Origin of the sequence: Butyrivibrio sp. AE3003, assembly GCF_000686065.1 — a bacterium.
Lineage (GTDB): Bacteria > Bacillota > Clostridia > Lachnospirales > Lachnospiraceae > Butyrivibrio > Butyrivibrio hungatei_A.
In genome coordinates, this window is record NZ_JMLX01000001.1 from 1,919,450 (window position 1) to 1,940,665 (window position 21,216).

General features: G+C 35.9%; 20 protein-coding genes. 3 read left to right on the top strand and 17 right to left on the bottom strand.

The features are described 5' to 3' along the window. Positions 1–7: 7 nt before the first annotated feature. From CD00_RS0109235 to CD00_RS0109285, 11 genes are all read right to left on the bottom strand, one after another. Positions 8–445: a DUF4869 domain-containing protein gene (locus CD00_RS0109235; protein WP_026655708.1), complete on the bottom strand. Its 438-nt coding sequence runs from the start codon at positions 443–445 to the stop codon at positions 8–10. Positions 446–797: 352 nt separating this feature from the next. Continuing rightward, positions 798–2,243, bottom strand: coding sequence for a flippase (locus tag CD00_RS0109240; protein ID WP_034462061.1), 1,446 nt, complete (start codon positions 2,241–2,243; stop codon positions 798–800). Between the two features lie 2 nt (positions 2,244–2,245). Then, on the bottom strand, positions 2,246–3,427 hold the full coding sequence (locus tag CD00_RS0109245; protein WP_026655710.1) for a hypothetical protein: 1,182 nt from the start codon (positions 3,425–3,427) through the stop codon (positions 2,246–2,248). A gap of 6 nt (positions 3,428–3,433) precedes the next feature. Then, on the bottom strand, positions 3,434–4,567 hold the full coding sequence (locus CD00_RS0109250; RefSeq protein ID WP_026655711.1) for a glycosyltransferase family 4 protein: 1,134 nt from the start codon (positions 4,565–4,567) through the stop codon (positions 3,434–3,436). A gap of 39 nt (positions 4,568–4,606) precedes the next feature. Then, entirely contained in the window at positions 4,607–5,512 is a 906-nt protein-coding gene (locus CD00_RS19840; protein ID WP_081811883.1) for an FkbM family methyltransferase, read from the bottom strand. Then, a complete protein-coding gene (locus CD00_RS0109260) occupies positions 5,509–6,528 on the bottom strand; it encodes a glycosyltransferase family 52 (protein ID WP_026655713.1) in 1,020 nt (339 codons plus the stop codon). Before CD00_RS0109260 ends, CD00_RS19840 begins: the two co-directional genes overlap by 4 nt. A gap of 12 nt (positions 6,529–6,540) precedes the next feature. Beyond that, on the bottom strand, positions 6,541–7,575 hold the full coding sequence (locus CD00_RS19290) for a glycosyltransferase family 2 protein (RefSeq protein ID WP_026655714.1): 1,035 nt from the start codon (positions 7,573–7,575) through the stop codon (positions 6,541–6,543). 32 nt (positions 7,576–7,607) lie between these two features. Further along, entirely contained in the window at positions 7,608–8,462 is an 855-nt protein-coding gene (locus tag CD00_RS19295) for a class I SAM-dependent methyltransferase (protein WP_185750424.1), read from the bottom strand. Beyond that, a complete protein-coding gene (locus CD00_RS0109275; RefSeq protein ID WP_026655716.1) occupies positions 8,401–9,564 on the bottom strand; it encodes an N-acylneuraminate cytidylyltransferase in 1,164 nt (387 codons plus the stop codon). Before CD00_RS0109275 ends, CD00_RS19295 begins: the two co-directional genes overlap by 62 nt. A gap of 20 nt (positions 9,565–9,584) precedes the next feature. Beyond that, a complete protein-coding gene (locus CD00_RS0109280; protein ID WP_026655717.1) occupies positions 9,585–10,463 on the bottom strand; it encodes an N-acetylneuraminate synthase family protein in 879 nt (292 codons plus the stop codon). A 122-nt stretch (positions 10,464–10,585) separates the two neighbouring features. Continuing rightward, entirely contained in the window at positions 10,586–11,893 is a 1,308-nt protein-coding gene (locus CD00_RS0109285; RefSeq protein ID WP_026655718.1) for an ATP-binding protein, read from the bottom strand. A gap of 314 nt (positions 11,894–12,207) precedes the next feature. Between CD00_RS0109285 and CD00_RS0109290 the strand changes: the two genes are divergently transcribed. Continuing rightward, positions 12,208–13,056, top strand: a complete 849-nt coding sequence (locus CD00_RS0109290) for an Rpn family recombination-promoting nuclease/putative transposase (protein ID WP_026655719.1) — start codon at positions 12,208–12,210, stop codon at positions 13,054–13,056. A gap of 110 nt (positions 13,057–13,166) precedes the next feature. Here CD00_RS0109290 and CD00_RS0109295 read toward each other — a convergent pair whose 3' ends face one another. The 3 genes from CD00_RS0109295 to CD00_RS0109305 all read right to left on the bottom strand — a co-directional run bounded on the left by CD00_RS0109295 (position 13,167) and on the right by CD00_RS0109305 (position 14,450). Continuing rightward, positions 13,167–13,370 (bottom strand): helix-turn-helix transcriptional regulator, encoded by a 204-nt coding sequence (locus CD00_RS0109295; RefSeq protein WP_026655720.1) that lies wholly within the window; start codon positions 13,368–13,370, stop codon positions 13,167–13,169. 4 nt (positions 13,371–13,374) lie between these two features. Continuing rightward, positions 13,375–13,797 carry a hypothetical protein gene (locus CD00_RS0109300; protein WP_026655721.1) on the bottom strand — a complete coding sequence of 141 codons (423 nt, stop codon included), beginning with the start codon at positions 13,795–13,797 and terminating at the stop codon, positions 13,375–13,377. Positions 13,798–13,943: 146 nt separating this feature from the next. Next, positions 13,944–14,450, bottom strand: a complete 507-nt coding sequence (locus CD00_RS0109305) for an acyl-CoA thioesterase (RefSeq protein ID WP_034462063.1) — start codon at positions 14,448–14,450, stop codon at positions 13,944–13,946. A 138-nt stretch (positions 14,451–14,588) separates the two neighbouring features. Here CD00_RS0109305 and CD00_RS19300 point away from each other — a divergent pair, with 138 nt between their 5' ends. Further along, positions 14,589–15,617, top strand: coding sequence for a glycosyltransferase family 2 protein (locus tag CD00_RS19300; protein ID WP_026655723.1), 1,029 nt, complete (start codon positions 14,589–14,591; stop codon positions 15,615–15,617). A 132-nt stretch (positions 15,618–15,749) separates the two neighbouring features. Here the strand turns inward: CD00_RS19300 and CD00_RS0109315 are convergent, their stop codons facing one another. Continuing rightward, the gene (locus CD00_RS0109315) at positions 15,750–16,451 is read right to left on the bottom strand and encodes a sugar transferase (protein ID WP_026655724.1); all 702 of its coding nucleotides are present in this window, start codon (positions 16,449–16,451) and stop codon (positions 15,750–15,752) included. Positions 16,452–16,745: 294 nt separating this feature from the next. After that, a complete protein-coding gene (locus CD00_RS0109320) occupies positions 16,746–18,041 on the bottom strand; it encodes a GNAT family N-acetyltransferase (protein WP_026655725.1) in 1,296 nt (431 codons plus the stop codon). A gap of 484 nt (positions 18,042–18,525) precedes the next feature. On the opposite strand from CD00_RS0109320, the gene CD00_RS0109325 reads away from it, so the two are divergent. Then, positions 18,526–20,091: a flotillin family protein gene (locus tag CD00_RS0109325; RefSeq protein ID WP_026655726.1), complete on the top strand. Its 1,566-nt coding sequence runs from the start codon at positions 18,526–18,528 to the stop codon at positions 20,089–20,091. A 98-nt stretch (positions 20,092–20,189) separates the two neighbouring features. Here CD00_RS0109325 and CD00_RS0109330 read toward each other — a convergent pair whose 3' ends face one another. Next, positions 20,190–21,212, bottom strand: coding sequence for a hypothetical protein (locus tag CD00_RS0109330; protein ID WP_026655727.1), 1,023 nt, complete (start codon positions 21,210–21,212; stop codon positions 20,190–20,192). Between the last annotated feature and the right edge of the window lie 4 nt (positions 21,213–21,216).

Sequence of the window (21,216 nt, forward strand, 5' to 3'; positions counted from 1 at the left end):
CTCTATATCAAACATATTTCATAGCTATATGCAAATAATCATGAGTATTGTCAATTTTTTTATCCTCATTGATAATTCCGACCCCAAAATCTTTGCAATCATCAAAAGGCATATAATATCTTAAATTCACAGAAATATCTTCTTGTCTTCCAATCTCCAAAAGCCACTTGGCACAGTCTTCACCACAGCTGGTAGCATTAAACATAAGATCAGGTCTTTTATAAATACAAATAAGTGTCTGCAGGCTGCCCGATAATCTTTCCGGCGGAATCGGGCCAAGTACATCGCTCTCAATCAACTGCCCACCCTTATAATGCGATCTATCAATATCTTCCATCATCTCAGCAACAAGCGGATCTCCAAACCACTCTTCCCGAAAGTTGAATCTGAACCACGATGGCCCATGCATCGCTCCTTCTGTTTCTCCAAAATATATATTCAACATATTATTCGTCCTCAATAAAAATCTAATCTCCATAAGCCACATGCGCAGTTATTTGATTTATATCAAATAACGTCTACAGCTCTTTAATTACATAGTACGCTTTTTATTATATAATTAGCCTTATTCCTGTATCACAAGTTTTCATAATAAAAGAAAGAGTACAATGTAGAAATATTATTGTTTTCTTTTATCAATGCTTCTAAATCTTTTATAAAGTTGGTAGCACAATAATCTCCATTATAATTATAGTAAGTATTTTTGGGAAAAAAGTAATATCTATCTTAATTTCCTAAGCCAAACAAGTACTCTAAGCGTTAAAAGCATTATACTTCTCACAAGTTTTCTCCTTAAGTCAATCTTCTATTTTATATAAATTAGCATTGATAAACTTTTGTACTCCTCTAAAAATAACCAAACTCACAAAATAGCACACACATCCAATCATTATCTTAATAATCAAAACCAATATACTATTCGCAATTCCAAGCGTGTAATTCCAAAGCACTATTACCATTACTAAACCTGAAAGCAAGAATGGAATACTATCTAAGACACTCCTAGCAATATTTGCTTCTTTATAAACACATATTGCCTGAAAAACACAAACAACTATTTCGGCAACCAGCGTTCCTATTGCAGCCCCAATAGACTCATATCTCGGGATTAAAATTATATTTAGACAAACATTCGCAAAGGCTCCCGCAAATAAAGAAATCACAAATAATCTATCTTTTTTTCTAGGCAAAAGATATTGTGTTCTAATAACATTTGCAAAAGCTAAAAAAATACAACTCGGAAGAATTACATAAAAAAGATATACACACTTATCAAAACCACTACCATAATATATCGGGACAAACTCTTTTGCCACAGCCATAATCCCCATACAAGTGGATGTGGATATAAACATAGCAAATAAAATCGATTTATTAAACAACCGGTTAACACTATCCTTGTCAGCTCTTTTTGAAATCATGTTGGATACTCTTGGCAACATAACTGTCCCCAACGCATCTATTAGCGCCATAGGAACTCTAATTATATTTTCACAACTATGATAATACCCTAGCTCGATTTCATTTGTCATCGAGCCCAACATTATCTTATCCATAGCTTTATATATACTTGCAGCGACAGTTGGCAGAAACAAAATCATATTCGGTTTTATGTGTTTCAAAATATTCTTAAACTGTGGCATAACAAAGCGAATTTTTCTTACAACTACACTTAATGCAATAAGCTGATTCATAATAAATCCTAAACTGAAAATAAGCGCATATTTCCACACATCATTTTTACTTTTAACAAAAATAAAAATACAAATAGCTGTAATAATCTTAGTCAAAACATCTTTAGTGGAAGTAACCTTAAATTCTTCCAATCCATTTAATACCCATGTGAAGTCAATTCCCCCGGCAACAACTATCAATGAAAAAACCAACGCTAATCCTTCTTTAGGAGCCGCCAAAAAGCTGTACATGAAATATATTATTGATCCAAAAATTCCCATAAAAAATTGAAATGCATAAATTTCACAAAAAGTCTTTGATAATAATTCACTATCATCTTTTACATATGCAATAGTTCTATTACCATATGAATATAGTCCTAATCTTATAAACAAATAAAAATAGTAAGCTACTGTATGTGCATATGAATATTCACCTAATCCATCTGCTTTAAGTATCCTTGATAGATATGGCAATGTAACAAGTGGTACTAAAAAATTAGTTATTTGATATATAGAATTAAAAATAAGATTTAATCTAATGCTATTATCTTTTTTACCACTATTCATAATTACACCGTAATCCTAATGCGTACTTTTCTAACACTATCCTTTTTATTACCGGATATTCTATGATATATTGGATAAGACAATGTTAGCAAAAATAAGTTTTGAGCCATTGCATAAAAATTATTTTCCATTATTCCATATATTGCATAAAGACCCAAAATTGCTATCAACAAAAATTGCTGTGTCCTTTTTAAATAAACCATTGTACATATGTATAATGCAGAAAAAATAAAGAACACAATAACTCCATATCGTAGAATAAGAGAAACATATGCATTATCTAACCAGAAATGATATATTACTCCGGTTATATTTTTCTTTACTGTAAGCTTTATATCCTGTCCAAACAAATTTATTCCATAAAATCCTATAGTTCTATGACACTGTGAAAACCTATGAGACATGTAATCATCTACATGTTTTAGTATATTATGCTTTTTTACGTCTATTATTGATAAAAAAACGCTCACAGAATTTGAAACAATCGCTAAAACTATAAAAAAATTAGACCATGCGTTCATATTAAGTCGCATTCGAGTTGCCAACTCATATGCACAAATTATAATTGATAATAATATCATGCAATAAACTGAAGTCTGCGAATTCGTAACTACATTCAATACTATAGCAGCAATAAAAGTAACTATAGCATCTAATATATTCAATCTATCTTTTCTATGAAAACAACGGCATATAAAAATCAAAAAAACCTTTATTCCAAGCTGATTAGGATGCGTAAATCCAAGTGAATGTCTTAAAACTGTTCCTCTATAAAAAGAGTTTTCATTTACATAACCATTGAAAAACAACACCAAAACAACTATAACCATGATAAGTTGTACATAATATGCAATCCCAGTCAATTTTTTTAAATCTATATTCTTACTGGCAATAACAAAAATCCACGTAGATAGTAGCGTATTATAATTTGCTAGTGATGTAGCATAGATTATCGGAAGCGAAACAATCGCTATAATTACTAATTCCTTAATCTGGTAATCCTGAAAAAAAATAATTTGTATCATAAGCAATATCAATATAATAATAGCCATTGAACTATTTGCATCACTTTTTTTCCATATAAAAAACTGTTCAATATTGGAATTAAATAAAACCTCAGTTCCAAACCAAAGAACAAACACAAAACTTATATATTTTTTACCAAATTCAATCCTTTTTTCCATATCTAATCAACTTAGTTTATTATATTCATTTACAATATTCTTCATATCTATATATGCATTATACTTATCTAACGCTTCTTTTTGACCACTCATTACTACATCAAACAGTTTCTCTCTTTCTTCTACAACTTTTTCCATCAACAATGATAATTCATATGAATTATCATATTTATACAAAAAACCTGTTTCTCCATCTCTTACCAATTCCGGTGTGGCCCCTGAATCAGTTCCTAGCAACAAACATCCTCCCAACATTGCTTCTATTGTTGTTCTCCCAAACCCCTCTGCTTTTGAACTCATAATAAACACATCCGAGTTTTTAAATAACTCAAGTACATCTTCTCTGGCATCCATAAAAGATATATACTTCTTATGATTTGCTGCCATTGCCTTTAGCATCTTCTTCTTTTTACCATCACCAACAACCAGCAAATGAAAATCTTTTGTTCTCCGTGAGAGTTCTATAGCTGCTTCAATAACATATTCCTGCCCCTTATTGGAATTCATATTACCTATACTAAGAAATTTAACAATTCTATCAGAAAAAAGTTTGTTTCTCTCATTATAATAATCACGCACATCTATTCCGTCATAGATAACAGTCATTTTTTTTGAATCAAGCAAATTACAGAAATGATTATAAACATATTTTGATACACATATTATCTTATTTGCTTTATTAATCAGGTTATAACTGCCTTTGCAAAATAAGCGTTTATTATGATCCAAATCCACACATTCCCTTATATGCCAAATAAAAGGAATATTATTTGCAACAGCCACTTTTGCGCCTATATAAGTTCCACTCGTATTAATATGTATCAAAGATATATCATTCTTCCTCACATATTCATTTAACCTCATAATTGCAAAAAAATTCAGTGTTATTTTTATTATTCGTCTGCATAATACTAATAAACTGATATGATCAGTGATCCTCTCAACCCAATTAAATGATCTAATTATTTTATACTCAATACCTGCCTTTTTTAGTATTTCTTCCCCATTACCCTTTTTAGGCAATACTACTATGGGATAATACTCTCCTTCTGTCATAAGTAATTCACATAATTTTGACATGCACCTGAACGCACCGCTTGTGCATGAGCTATCAGACGAAACAAAAAGAACTTTTTTCATTACCAATCCCCAATATCATCATTTTTTATATAATATAATTTAAATAACTGCATATAAAACCGTTTCAATTGCGCCTCTGGAATGATGTCTTACATATAACTTATATTCAGGCACTAATGAATGAATATATTGCGGAATAGTTACCATATCCTCATTACTATGATATATACAAATAGCTAACTTAGGTCTATTACGTTGTATTATATTTTTAGCTCCTTGCAATGCACTCAACTCAGCTCCTTCTATATCCATTTTTATAAAAGTCGCATTTTGGCATTGCGAAATACTATCTAATGATGTTGTTTCAATATAGTTATCTTTTCCAATATTCTTATTCGTAATTCGTGATCTTGAGCCTCCTTCCTCAAAATAAACCTTTTTCTCACAATCTGATATTCCCTTATCAATTAAGACCAAATTATTATTATTCTTGAAAAACTTTTGAATTAATCTCACATTTCTCCTTGAAGGTTCAAAAGCAATTATTGAATAATCCGTTATTCTCTTCTTTCGCGCCAGATCAACAACTTGTTGAATAGTATCCCCGATAAAAGCGCCACAATCAACAAAGACTTCATTATTGGATAAAGATACTATTCCTTCCACAAAATACTGATCTGTTTCTGAAAAAAGATGATTAGGAATTCTTGTCCTGTAAGCACGATAATTCATGCAAGCATCAAATATATCTTTAGACCGTTCATCCGAAAAAAGCTCTTTTGTATCTTTAATTCTTTGACTATTTTTTTCAAGAAACACTCTATTCTTAGCCATTTCTTGCATAATATCCGTTTTACTTTTCCTAACTTCCGCAAACATAATGAACATTCTTTGAAGGATCCCCATTTTTTCTAACATAACAAGTATTCTAAAAGTCAAATAATGTTTCTGCATATACAAATATATTTTTCTCAAAAATATTTTTATTGTCTTTTTTATGCTCATATATGCTTCTGCGTTTTCCTTTCTCTTCTCTCAATCAAAAAATCCGGATTAGTATTTTCTTTAATTTCTGCTTCTACACTATATACTGCACTTGTTGATATTCCGACAGCATATCTAAATTTAATTCCTATTAACCTTAATAATTCACTTGGGTATCTTTGTGAATCGATGCGCTCACATATATCCGAATAATCTGTTCTATCCCTCGGATGAATCTTTAACACTGCAGGTGCAAATGAACTATATTTATCTATAAGCCCCCTGTAAATCTCTTTTTTCTCATTCTCCGATATATAACCGTCTTCTGAAAGCGGTTGGGTAAAGACTATCCCTATATTGGTATTTCTATATATTTTACATAGCTTCATATCCTCATCAAACACACTGATTATCTTATCTTTATTTTCTTTGGATAAAATTGAATAATCAATTGTAAGTTTTTTAATGTGGGATTTCAAATATGCGTTGTATCCATCCGGATTCTGCACATATATTCCTTTTATTTTTTTATCATTCCAGAAATTTGTACTATTGCCATATAGTTGCTTTAAAAACACAACTCCTCTGCTTTCTTTTGGTGACACATACTGAGTTGCACCTTCTTCAATAAAGATACTCTCCGATACTTTCTCATAAAATAAACATGCCGGATAACAAACAAATTGTTGATTCCAGCAAAAGTTAACCATTAGAATATTATTGTATCCCCCCAGCAACATAGCAACATCTCGAAATAACCTCTTATTTAAATAATCCGAATAGCCTATCAGCCTTCGAAATTTTGACTTTTTATCTATTGACCAACATCTAATACCAAGCTTTTCGATTCTATCAGCTAATATTTTGTGATTATATGCGTCAGCATGAGTAACTGTCGCCATCACTATAACAAAATCTCCTAAATCTCTTTTACTTGAATAAATAAGCATCAATGAATTAAATACATGAATCATCGAATGGCAAAAGAACGCTATCTTTTTTTCAGTATGTTTTATAATTTCAGAAATATAAAACACTATGTATCTCCTTTACATTCTAACTTCTCTGCCAAATATTTTTATAAGACCCTTATATGAACCAATAAAAAAACCAACCATTCCAACTCTATATGACAAGGCACATAATCTCAATGCCAATGCCTTTAAATTTATATTTTTTCCAAATAATCCCAAATATCTATTCGTTCTCCACCCTGGAATAGTATCATCCATATAACGAATAGTCTTTTTTATAAGTTCTTTTTTACCAGAGGAATTTCCAATACTAGTTCTAAACACTCCCCCACATGCAATTCTTATAAAAATTTGCGTTTCAAGTTCCTGTCTATAATACAAACCATCAATTGGATTATTACTTATTAATTCTCTAAAACCGGACATCATTGAGTCACATACACCGGCATCCATAATTCCAGTAAGAGAATCACTACGTACTCTATAATGATAGCCAACTTTATTGGTATATACCAACTTATTAACATACCTTAAAATTTCAAAAAAGTAGCAAGTATCCTCAGATCTTTTCATTTCTCTGAATATAGCCTTTTGCGCAATTTCAGTTCTGAATAACTTGTTATATAATGCTGGATTAATATAAGCTAACTCACAGATATTCTCACCATCAGCAACATTAACAGTTTTTCCATCTACAGCTTCAACACATATCTGCCTATTTGTCTTGTCATCAAAACGTTCAATTCCACAGATGGTCACATCTGCATCGCTCAACTCTGCACTTTTAACCAATTGTTCAAAAAAATCAGGTTCAATCCAATCATCTGAATCCAAAAAAGTAGTATATTTTGACGGATAATCCTTCGCAATTTCTAACGCTTTGTTCCTAGATTTACTTTGCTTGATGTTTTCTTCATTCTCAACCAGAACAATTTTCATATTGTTATTTTTCATATACTCTTTGATAATTGAAACCGAATTATCAGTTGAGCAATCATCAACAACCAAAACAAGAAAATCTTTATACGTTTGATTCAATATAGAATCAAACAGCATTGGAAGATACTGTTCTGCATTATATACCGGAACAATCACATTAATAGCACTCAATTATTATCCTCTTTCTTACTAACCACATCTTTTTATTTTATAGCTTCTACATACAAGCTCATCTCAGGAAATGTTTTGTCAAAATACATTTTATTTTTCATATATTCCGATATACTTCCGGCATACTTCGAGCGAATTATCTTAGTAAAATTCGAATCGATAAGCGTATCTTTAACTTTGGAAAATGTCCAATAATTTATATGATAACCGGCTTTTTTAGGATCATATGTCAATCCTTCAGTTATATACTCAAAAAAATTGTCCATATCCTTATTTAAAAAGGCTTCATTATAATCCTGACCGTTCCCGCTTATATAATCTAAAAATCTTTCCGTTGCAATTTCTCTGACAAGAAAATCTACTTGTCTCATATTTGCATAGTCCACATTTATCTGTTTTAATAATATTTTTCGCCAGATCCAGTATGAATTGTCTGTCTGACTGGCATTCCATAAAAATTCTGCATCAGGACAACATACTCTAAGTATTCCACCTTTTTTTAATACTCGGTGGCATTCAAGAAAAAAACTCTGTATATATTCATTCTCAATATGTTCAATTACGTGACTGCAATATATTGCATCAACCGTTTCATCAGCAAATGGTAATTTATCATTTCTAATATCATATTCAATGTATTGGCCACCTTTATGCATAGAAGCGTACCATGGCGACGAATAATCTAAACATATCCACCCACGGCATTTCCAATCCCCCGCTCCAACATTAATAAGCCGCTTTCCTCGTATATCACAATCTTTTTTAGCAGATCTCGAAAAAACAATTTCTATTCCCAGTATTCTTCCAAAACACTTAAAGATTTTATCAACAATTTTCTTCAATAATTTCCCTAACTGCACCATTTCCTCCACATCTTTTCGCAACATAGTCAGCAACATCCTTAACTTCAGAAGACGCATCTGCCGGACAAGCAGCTACTCCAACAATTTTCATTACTTCCACATCATTTATATCATCGCCAACATACAGAACCTCATCAAGCATTATTCCATATTCTTCACATATTCTTCTAAGTACAGCTGCTTTATCTTTGACACCCTCTTCAATGAAATTCATATTAAGCTTTTTTGCTCTACGTTTATTTAATTCTCTTATTTCTCCCGTAATAATTCCAACAATTATCCCTCTTTCTCTCAGTCGTGATAAAGCCATACCATCTCTGGTATTAAACTTTTTTAATTCATCTCCTTTTTCGGAATAGTACATTCCCCCATCAGTAAGACAGCCATCACAATCGGAAACGACCATCTTTATTTTCTTTCTATTACTAATGCTTTCCTTTTGTATTTTTTTCTGAAGAAGCTTTTCGATTACTATAAAATCATTCGGCTCATCTATTTCAATTGCTGTATTTTCCGGCATCTCATATGCCCTAATACGCCCAGAAATCCTATTTCTGGATTTTAAAAGCAGTTCTTTTGATGTAATATAATAAGCACCATTCTCCATAAGATATCCTTCAAATTCCTGACGTCTTGGCCTATTAAAGATGTCATAATTGACAGGTTCCGCAACATTGTATGAGTCAACTTTCCACAAGAAACGCTTTTGTCTTACAACCGAAATAACACTATCCGTTCCCTCAGTATTGAATAATAAAAAACCGCCTTCCAAATCAGCAACATCCAATAATGGAGATGTTGCTTGAATGAGTACTATATTGTCAAACTCATATTTCTCCGCAAATTCCAGCATAACAGATTCTGTTGTTGCAGTATCACTGGCGTTTTGCTTAGATCTATCAATAACTCTCAGTTTAGAGAACACTTCCTTTTCGCTATTACAAAATGTCTCTACAGCATCTCTTATTTCAAAACTATCTGTTGCTATATATACATTATCAATATATTTACATTCACATGCCACTTTAGCAGTCCAATATACAAGTGGTTTTCCACATAGTTCTTTTATATTTTTTAACGGAATTGATTTACTTCCACCTCTTACAGGAATGAGTGCAACATTCATAATAAAATTCTCCCAACAACTTACTCAACTCGCAGTTTCTTCCTTACAGCAAGTTCGTCTTCTTCAAGCTTCTTCTCTCCATCCCCCATCATCTTAATAATATCAATGCATCTATGATAGAGCATAAACATAGCATTAATCTCTAAACTGGCCTTTTGATCTGTTCCCCACATATTATGTGAAAGAGTTACATGTCTTTCAATTATATTCGCACCAAGAGTAACTGCTGCTACTGTAGGTTCAAGATTCTGTTCATGTCCACTGTAGCCAACAACGCAATTGTATCGTTCTTTTAATGTCGTTATATATCTAAGATTCAAATTATCAATCGGAGCAGGATAAACAGAATTTGTATGCATTAACGCATACTCTCCATTACTATAGTCTTCAAGAACCGATACTGCCTTATCTAACTCTTCTTGAGTGCACATACCTGTTGACATCAAAATAGGTTTTCCTGATTTACAAGCCGCTTTTATAAGCTCGATATTCCCATTTGCGGCGGACGCCAATTTGATAAAAGGGACATCATAATTTAAAAGGAATTCAAGACTGGGCATATCCCAAGGAGAAGCTGTCCATGAAATGGGTTTTTCCTTACAATAATCATCAATATAATCATACTCACTCTTTTCAAATTCAATACGTTTTTTATACTCCAGATATGTCATCTCTCCCCAAGGCGTAGATCTCATAACATTTTTTTGGCTATCAGGAACCGCAATATCCGGTGTTCTTTTTTGAAACTTTACGCAATCCCAACCTATGGCATAAGATGCATCAATAAGCCTTTTTGCAACATTTATATCTCCGTTATGGTTTATACCTATTTCAGCAATAAAATAAGGTTCTTCCCCATCTCCAACAATTTTAGAACCTAGTTTTATTTGATTACTCATGTTTTCTCCTTTATATGTTACCAATAATTAAATTCATGTCCTAATTATAATCTATATATAGTATTTTGTCATAGAAAAAGACGCAGATTTTGTGGCAATCTGCGCCTAAATTCTATCTATATTTACTTTATAAACCTAAGCAAGAAATCCGTTATACCAATAATCGTAAAACCGCGCTCGTCGCGAGTCTCCTTTATCGGTTTGTTTACCACAATAACTTTCTGAATCTGATCGTTGATCAAGATATACGGTCGTATCTCCCTTTCCTTTGTAGCATCATTAGAAATATCCGCCGTCACCTGAATATAATATGCCCGATTGCCTTTATGCGCATAGAAATCTACTTCATTATTCTTTCTGACAGATTTCCCCGCTTTATTCTTTTCAACTGTATCGAAAGTACCGACATTTACGGAATATCCGTTGTAGCGTAGCTCATTGTATACGATATTTTCCAACATCTGACCTTCATCGGGAAATGCAAAATTTAATCTGGCATTTCTAAGCCCCGTGTCTATAAAATAGTACTTTCTCAGTGCTCCGATTTCTTTTCTTCCCTTAATGTCAAACCTACGAGCCTCTCTAAGGAGAAATGCATCTATAAAGTAACCTATGTAGTTCTCGATTGTAGCCTTGTTTATTTTTGATTTCCGAACACTCAAAAATGTATTGGCTATCTTTTCGGAATTAAGCAGTTCACCTGTCAAAGAACTTATGATGTTGCAAAGTTCTTCCAGTTCCTCGCCTTTCTTTAATTTGTTTCTTTCAAGAATATCGCTAAAATATGTTGTTTCAAATAATCCCTTGAGATACTCTTTTTTTTCATCATCTTTTTTCAAAACAGCAAGCGGCATACCGCCATATTGCATATATGTATAGAGTGCTTCCGATTCATAACCTCCGACATAGCCAAAAAACTCATCAAATGATAGCGGCGCAAGACATATATTTGTTGCCTTATCTCTAAATTCGGTCACTATATCCGACGAAAGCATCTTTGAGTTTGATCCCGTCACATACAAATCTATATTTTTTTCACGAGACAGTCCCAAAACAACATCAACAAATGTCACAGTGTCATCGTCGTTTTTCTTTGCCGGAACGTGTTTACCATCTGTAAAATTCGGATTTTTAAGTGCATATACTTTTTGAATCTCATCAATAAAGACATAATACATATTATTGCCTGTACACAGTTTTCGAATATACTCTCCAAGCTTTAACGGATCCCTATATTCAATATTCCTGTCATCATCCAATTCCAAAATATGAATATGCGACGGATCAACTCCCTCATCAATAAGATATGCCCTGTATATCTCCTTTAGCAAATACGACTTTCCACATCTCCTGATTCCTGTAATAACCTTGGGAAATCCATTTTCTTTTGCCTCAATCAATTGTCTTAGATACTTATCTCTTTTTATCATCTTAATCTCCAAATATGTAGAATTCTACATTTTTTCTTACTAGATTTTACCATTTTGGTGTTTTTTAATCAACAAAAGTGTAGAATTCTACATTTTTTCTTATTAAAAAGCGCAGATTTTGTACCTTCCTTTGTACTTACCCTGCGTCCTTGATATTTCTTTTCTCATACTACAAAAAATCTTAAGATTTTTCGACGGTATTTCTTAAGATTTATCTGCTATCATAGGAAAAGTCGGCAGTCTTTCAACGACAATTCCATGCTGATTCATGGCAAATTGCCAATTCTATTTTTTCTATGAAAGGAAATTTCTAAATGTCTAAATCAAAAGACAACTCTCAAAAACTCACCTACGAAACTGCGACAGGCGAAATCGAATTTACGCTTATGAGCGACATGATGTTCCATTACGTCATGCAGCAATCCGAAAAAGCATTAACAGGTCTTGTTTGTGCCCTAAAAGGGCTTTCACCTAATAATGTACAAGACATCCATGTCGAAAATCCAATTGATCTTAACAGTGCAGGCAAGGAAACAATCATGGATATTAAACTCACTCTCAACAACAATGAGATTCTCAATATTGAGCTTCAGGTATATCCCGATAAATATTGGATCTCGCGCTCAATAATCTACCTATGCCGTGCATACGACAACATCGGTAGCGGCGACAATTATTCCCTTGTAAAGCCTACTACTTTATTCTGCATCACCGATCAGGAGCTCATCCCCCATGCAGAAGCAGAGTTCTATGCAAAATACCGCCTTACCAACCTCAAAAATCACCATCTGTATACTGATAAATTCGGCATAAATATGCTACAATTAAACCACACAGACCTTGCTACACAAGAAGATGTCCGTAACAATCTTGTATACTGGGCGAATCTTTTTAAAGCAACCACTTGGGAAGAATTTAAAAATCTTGCCAAGAATCATCCTGATATCGAGGAGGTGGGAAATTTGATCTTCGAACTTAATTATGACAATCAGGCCAAAGAGCTTCTTGAAGGCCAGCGCCGTTACAGAGAGCAGATGAATTCTCAGTATACCGCCGGCTATACTGATGCGGAAGAAAAATACGAAAATGAGATCGTAAAATTACAAGCAGAACTTAAAACATTACAAGAAGAGCTTGAAAAATACAAAAGCACAAATAAATAAAATTCCGGGCTGAATTGTTCTTTACAATTCAGTCCTTTTCATTTAAAAAAAGCGCAGATTTAGTACCTACTCCTGTACCAAATCCGCGCCCTTAATATTTCTTTTCCCCATCAATCTTCCGTAAACTCGAACAACTCCTCAACGGTAACGCCAAAGACCTTGGCGATATCCATCGCAAGCTTTAGCGACGGGTTATATTTGCCGTTTTCAAGGTGGACGATTGTTTCGCGTCTTGCGCCGACCATCTCGGCGAGCTCACTTTGCTTGTAACCTGCTTTTTCGCGATATTCTTTTACCTTAGTGATAAGTGCCATGGGCTTATTCTCCTTTTTTATCGATGGCAAAATACAGGATAACTCTCACGATTGAAACAACTACAAGTGAGATTACGAGGATCCAACCGATAACATCAGTTCCAAAAGCTTCGGTATGTCCTACTATTGCAGCCGTAAAAGCAAGTGCAACCATGATAACAGCCATAATCTTATAGCAAATAGCATTGCATTTGTTTAAGTTTCTCTCTGCAAGCTCGTCAAAGCATTCCTTCTTATACTTTCTTTCTCTTGAATAAAGCATGTAATAAAAAACTGCAAGAAAAGCGCCGACAGAACTTTGAATCATAGAGTACGACTCCTTATAATCTGTTCTTGCCCACATCCAGAAATATACCGCAATGGCAATATTTCTAACCACCTTTGAAACCAAAATATCTCTCAATGTTACTTTCCTGTTCTTGTTCATTTCATGCCTCCATAATACAAAAGTGATATATTTATAACTCGATTTGATGTTATAAATATATCACTCGCATTTTTTAAGTCAATACAAAAGTGAAAAATATTTCACATTAGTTTTCCAGCCACTATGCCGCGCACAAATCCAATCTATCAGAATCCTTCCATTCTGCGCTTCTTCCTCAGGATGATCCTCTTTTCCGCGCCTTCCCACTCAGCTCGTTCATTCTCCGTTTTGATATTTAATCCGTAAGGAACCAGAACCGGCGTGTCGTCATCGTCTATGCACACCTCTGTCAGATACGCTCTGTTAAGGACGTGCCGCATACCGTTTCGCCTGTCCTCAACGTAAGTATCAACCCGTATTTCCATCGAAGTCCTGCCAACATATGTTATCTTTCCGATTATAACGAGTATATCATCGAGCTTCGCGCCCTGCTTGAACTGCATGTTGTCGACAGCCGCTGTGATAACGGGATTACCGGAATGCCGCAATGCAACTGTTCGCGCAACTTCATCTATCCACGACATAAGTTTGCCGCCAAAAAGCCTTTTTTCGCTGTTAATATCACTGTATTCAACTACTTTGGTCCACTCTGTGACCGAATCTTCTACATTCTTCTTATCTATCTGATGATCTACATGAAAAACTTTACCCATACGCCCTTTCCTCCTAGATTTTTTGTTACTATTAATTTTACCTCAAATACACTGACGTTTCTATCACATTTTGACACGCACACTCAGTCGCTGATAAGATAGTTTGTAGAATTTAATTCAATTCAGAAGGGAAAAGAAATGTCACAGCCCAAGATCAGTGTAATCATCCCGGTTTATAACACCGCCAAATATATGGACGAATGCCTTGAAAGCGTACTCACACAGACTTTCAAGGAGTTTGAGGTAATCCTCGTTGACGACGGTTCCACAGACGGCGTAAGTCCTGCAAAGTGCGACGAATATGCCGCAAAAGACGATCGCGTCATCGCAGTCCACAAGGCTAACGGCGGCCTCATATCCGCCTGGACGGAAGGGGTAAAAAGAGCCTGCGCAGACTATCTTTGCTTCCTCGACAGCGACGACTGGGTTGATACCGATATGCTTGAGAAGCTCTATGCCCTCACCGATCCGTCTTTTTCCGACAGTGAGATAATCTCAGGAAACTATATCGTTGAAAAAAATAACGAAAGAAGGAAAGAAACTCAAGGACTTGCCCCCGGCGTATACACAGGAGACTCCCTTGATAAGATAAAAGAGAATCTTCTTGGAAACGAAGTCCGTCCCGTTACCATGTCAAGATGCATGAAGCTCACATCCAGAAAGCTTCTTCTTGATAACATCAAGTATTGCAACACCTCAATCGTAATGGCCGAAGACGTAAATATAATGCTTCCCACCATCTGCGATGCCAAAAGACTTGTTATAGCAAAAGACAGCTATTTTTACCACTATAGACTTATCAGCGATTCAATGGCACACGGCCACAGTCAAAAGCTCTTGTCAAACCTTGAGCTCAACGACAAGACTTTCAAAGAAATCCTTAGAGATAAAAAAATATCTACCGCGGAAATACAGGTAGACCGTGAATTTGTCATAATGCTCTTTGTTGCCATGAAGATTGAGCTTCGCCACAGAGCTCCGAATGTAACGGAAAGGGTACGCGCCATTTTCCTACGGGATGATATCCGCAAAAAAATAATGTCCACACATGTAGACATTTCTTCAAAAGCTAACAAGCTCTTATATTTTTGCATGAAGCACCCTGTTTTCCCTGTAGTATGGGCTACGCGCTTCATTCTTTTAACCTATGACAAAAGAACCAACTAAAACTCTTGGGATATGTACTAAATGCGACATAACCTCACAAGTGCTCACTTACGAAAAGAAAAGCTGCCACTTTAGTATCAGCTACTATAAATGACAGCTTTGATTTTTATTATTCTCTTTTGCCCGATAATCTCAATAAGCTCCGTCCTGTCCGAATACCGCAGGAAAGGTTCTGATGATAAGCTCTATATCCTTCTTTATACTCATGTCCTGAATATATTTAAGATCAAGCTCTACCCATTGCTCCCACTTAATCTTGGCTCTGCCGCACACCTGCCAATAACAGGTAAGACCGGGCTTAACGATGAGCCTCTGCTTCTCATAAGCGTTGCACTCTTCCATCTGTTCGTAAAGAATCGGCCTTGGGCCTACAACACTCATATCGCCCTTAATTATGTTAAACAGCTGAGGCAACTCATCGATCGAATATCTTCTTATGAATTTTCCAACGTGAGTTACTCTCGGATCGTCTTTGATCTTAAAAGCATGTCCCGTCTGCTCGTTCTGTTCCTGCATCTTCTCAAACAGATCTTCCGCATTCTTGTACATACTTCTAAATTTATAAATCGTAAAGCTCTTCATATCTTTACCCGCTCTTTGCTGGGTAAAGAAAATCGGACCTCCGTCTTCAACGAAAATAGCAATTGCAGTTAAAAGGAAAACCGGAGACAGTAAAATAAGCGCCACGCATGCAGCTACCACATCAAAAGCTCTTTTGACCCACTTATAGATATTTGCTTTGTGATCGTAAATCTCCCAATAGTTCAGTTCAATAATCTTTCTGCCTTTGAAATTTACGACTCTGTCAGCCGTAACTACATTCGTTCTCGCCATATCGTCCCCTCTCGTGACTATGTTTATAAGGAACAATTACCATCAGTATATGTACCCAATTGATGTATCGGCATTTAGGCATAATTATTTTATAGAAAATTAGTATATTTTTTAAATAATTTTAGCGCAAAGATTGTTGTTACCTTTATCATCAACAACTTTATTATAAACTAAATAATGCACATTGTCACAAGAAAGCGCAGAAATATCTGCTATTTTATAAAAGTTTAATCATATTATTACAGTATTTCGCTGATATTTGAATTGATATACCGGCGAAACCCTACGCATTTATCAGATTTTTTTGCAGATATAAAGAAGATGCGTAGAACTTCCAAGAAGTTCCCTTTTCTCCGAAAATGCAAGATACCACTTTTTAAGCGACTCAAAGTCTTCATCCGAGATCTGGAATTCAGGATTCATCTCCATAGAAAGAATAAATCCGTCAACTCCGGTTGTCGTGATATATTCTGTTTCCTTTCCGGTAAAAAGATCTTCAAACTCCGTAACGTCATAGCCCGTAAACATCTGCTCTTTGAAATGCCTTATCTTGTAGTCTTCCGTGAAGTTCTCTTTTTCCCCGTTCTTCCAGTTTCCGTCCAGATGGTTCGCATACATAAATGCAAAGACCGAAATGAAGGCAAACATTATAGTTCCGCCGGGCTTTGTTACCCTGATTGCCTCATCTATAGCTTTGTCGACATCTTCCCTGTCGTACAGATGATACATAGGTCCGAGAATCATCGTCACATCAAAGCTATCATCTTCAAGATCTGTAAGTTTAGTCGCATCGCCAAGCATAGGATGAATGTTTGTGATTCCCTCGCTGTTTTTCTTTAATATCTCAATGTTCTTTTCAACAAGATCTACAGCTGTAACGTCAAAGCCTTCTTTTGCAAGTGCTATTGAATATCTTCCCGTTGCCGCGCCGACTTCAAGAATCTTCGACTTTTTATCTAAATCCGCAAATCTGTGAATATAGTGCATTGTTGTTGCATACTCAAGCTGTCCGTGCCTTGATTCATCAAGCCTGCCATCCTCATCTGTCTGGTTGTAATAGTCACTTACAATTTTTTCCCTACTGTCAGACTCGCTTATCGCATTTATCCTTGTATAATACTCCTTATCATCCTCATGGTGGATATAAGCGCCATTGTTAAGCTGAACCTGTAAGCTTGCGGGATTGTCTTTGTTTACAGAAAGATAAGCCTCATGAATTCCGATTTCTCTGGCCTTTCCAAGTGTCATTTTAAGTCCTTCGGTAGCATATCCATGTCCCCTATACTTCTTGGATATGCCATAGCCGATGTGGCCCGGACCGTTTCTTAGGAAGTCATTCAGATAATGCCTTAAGTTAAAGACGCCGACATACTCCCCGTCAACCGAAAGCACAAAAGATGTATCAGGTACAAATCCCTCAGGAAGCTCTTTCCCAAGCGACCAGTTTCTTTTCATCTCGATCCATTCAAGAAATCTCTCATAATCATAGCCGTAAACGCTGTTGACAAAGCCGTTCTCATCTTCATCGAAAGTCATATACAGCTCATACGCCTTCCTGTAATCCGAATCCTGCACTCTTATTAGTTCCATAACAATTCTCCTCTCAATTTTTGGTATAGTAAAAGCCCCACCAAACTCTTATTGTTTGATGAGGCTCTTATTATCTCTGCATTTTCTTTTTTATTTCAGATATGACTTATCCGAAAAACCTCATCAAATATAACACTAATAGTCCCCTGATTTTTGGTCACGGGATTTGGGTTGGTATTAGTATTATTGTTGATGAGTATAAATTCTCTCATATCCATATCTTCTTTCTGAAAATTATTAGTACTGATTATAATTGTCGAATTTTTCTGTGTCAACAACAAATCTTCAATCCCGTAAAATTTCTAATTCGCTTTTTTTACAAAATAGACGGTAATATTCCCTCAAAGTCAGCATTTATCTAGGATTCACCATAGATTATATTTAATGCATAACAAATCAATCACGTACATCCGACAAACGAATATCGTTTAAAACAAAGGATGTACCTGCGACTGAGCATTCTCAGTCAGAATGGAGGAGAACTATGACAGCTATTATTGGCGCTTCTGTTACAGCTTTGGTTGTAATACTTATTTTTGCAATGGGTTATGTGAAGGCTCCTCCGGATCAGGCATTTATCATTTCCGGTCTTCGCAAAGAACCCAGAATCCTTATAGGAAGAGCCGGGGTTAAGATTCCTTTTTTTGAAAGAGTCGATAAACTCTACCTCGGACAGATGACCGTAGATATAAAAACCGAACAATCCGTTCCTACAAACGACTTTATCAACGTTGACGTGGACGCTGTTGCAAAGGTTCGTATCGCAACAGACAGGATCATCAACATCGGTACTGAGGACTCACCTGTAAAGGTAAAAGGAATCCTTCTTGCTTCAAAGAACTTCCTTAACAAGGCTCCCGCGCAGATCGCACAGGAACTTAAAGATTCCCTTCAGGGTAACATGCGTGAGATCATCGGTACTCTCGACCTTCGCACGATCAACACCGACAGAGATTCATTCTCAGATCAGGTTATGCTCAAAGCTTCAAAGGACATGGATAAGCTCGGTATCGAGATCATATCCTGCAACATCCAGAACGTAACAGATGAGAACGGCCTTATCAGAGATCTCGGTGCCGACAACACAGCAAGGATCAAAAAAGATGCTGCTATCGCGAAGGCACAGGCCGACAGAGACGTAGCAATCGCTCAGGCTGAAGCCGACAGAGCATCCAACGATGCAAAAGTTGCCGCTCAGACCGAGATTGCACAGAAGAACAACGAACTTGACATAAAGAAAGCCGCTCTTAAGAAGCAGGCTGACACAGCACAGGCTGAAGCCGATGCTGCATATGAGATTCAGAATCAGGAACAGCAAAAGACAATCCAGGCAGCCACAGTTAATGCTGAGATTGCCAAGGTTGAACGCGAAGCTGAACTTAAGCAGAAAGAAGTTCTTGTAAAGCAGCAGGAACTTGCCGCTGAGATTGAGAAAAAAGCCGATGCCGACAAGTATCGTGCAGAGAAAGACGCTGAGGCAAAGCTCATCCAGAGACAGCGCGAGGCTGAGGCTCGTAAGTACGAACAGGAAAAAGAAGCTGAGGCTCAGAAAGCAAGAGCTGAAGCAATGAAGTATGCTGCCGAGCAGGAAGCTGCAGGTATCAAGGCTAAGTACGACGCAGAAGCCGCAGGTATCGCCGCAAAAGGTAGAGCCGAAGCTGAAAGCATCAAAGCTCAAGGTCTTGCCGAAGCCGAAGCAATGGAGAAAAAGGCTGAAGCCTACAAGAAGTACAACGGCGCTGCTATGGCTGAAATGATGATCAAGATCATGCCTCAGATGGCTGCTGAAATTGCTAAGCCTCTTTCACAGATCGACAAGATCAACATCTACGGAACAGGCGACGGATCAAACGGCGCAAGCCAGATTTCCGGCAACATGCCCGTAGTAATGAAACAGGTCTTTGACACAATGTCAGAAGCAACAGGCGTTGATTTCTCAGAAATCATGAAGGCCGGCACATATGATGCCAAAGTCAACAAGAACGTAAACATCACCGGACTTAACGATGTCGAAATTAAGGCAACATCTAAGAAAGACAGCGATAAGTAATATAAATCAAAGAGTTGCTCAGCATATTTCCTATGATATAAAGTGGGCAGGTTATGTCATCTACATAATCTGCCCACAAATCTATTTAGCTATATGCTTTATTCCTCTTCTTCCTCTTTCACAGTCATAGGAACTCCGTCATTTTCAGCCCTGTACTCTTCATAAAAAGTATTCCAGTCATTATATGAAGCATCTCCCGCATGACTTTTGAGGTCATAATTACTCATAAGGTACTCACCTATATAATGAGTCAGCTTGGTTGCCCCTTGTATGTTCGCATGGTCTGCATCCGACAGATCTGTTGCATAATCAACCACAGAGTCTTTCATCACGGTAAAATCAATTAAAGGAATATTGTACTTCTCAGCCGTAACAGCTGCCGCATTTATCCTTGCCTGCTTTTCTTCGCTATTTACTTCAGGCGAATGAACAAATACGACCTGTATACCTTTTTCCTGAAGCTCCTCCACAGTTTTTTCCAGGTACATAACGCCTTCCGTCTTCGGAGCTGCTTCATCTATACGGAACTCATATTCCGGTCTCTCAAAAGCTGTATACTCATGACTTGTGGCATATCCCATCGATTTAGAATAATCTTTTGAAAAATCTGCCGGTGTCAACTCTTTCCATCTGTCATGATAAAGAATCATATCAAATAGAAGTTCATATCTCGGATCCGAAGGACTAAGTACATCATAAACCGCTTTAATTTTTGTTAAAGAAATCGGAAATCTGTCCCACGCAAGATGTACACTGTACATATCTTTATATTTTTCCTCTTGTCCATATTGGCTGATCTCAATGACAACCACTTTGGGACTTGTATATTCAAGCGCGTTCTTTATTGTCCAATACGTCACAGGTAATCTTTCGGAAGTATTTCCAAAATTGTACGAAGTAATACCGCACTCATTCCATAGCTGAAGCGGATTCACCATAAGCTGCATGTTACTGCTTCCAAAAAATAAAACATCAAAATCATTTTTCTCTCTGAAAAAAGCTTCATACTTTACATAAGCGTCTTTTCTCTCGAGAACCTTTGATGCATATAAGACCATCATCACAAATAGCAGTACTCCAACCACTACTTGTACAAAAGTCTTTAACGATTTTGATTTCATATTT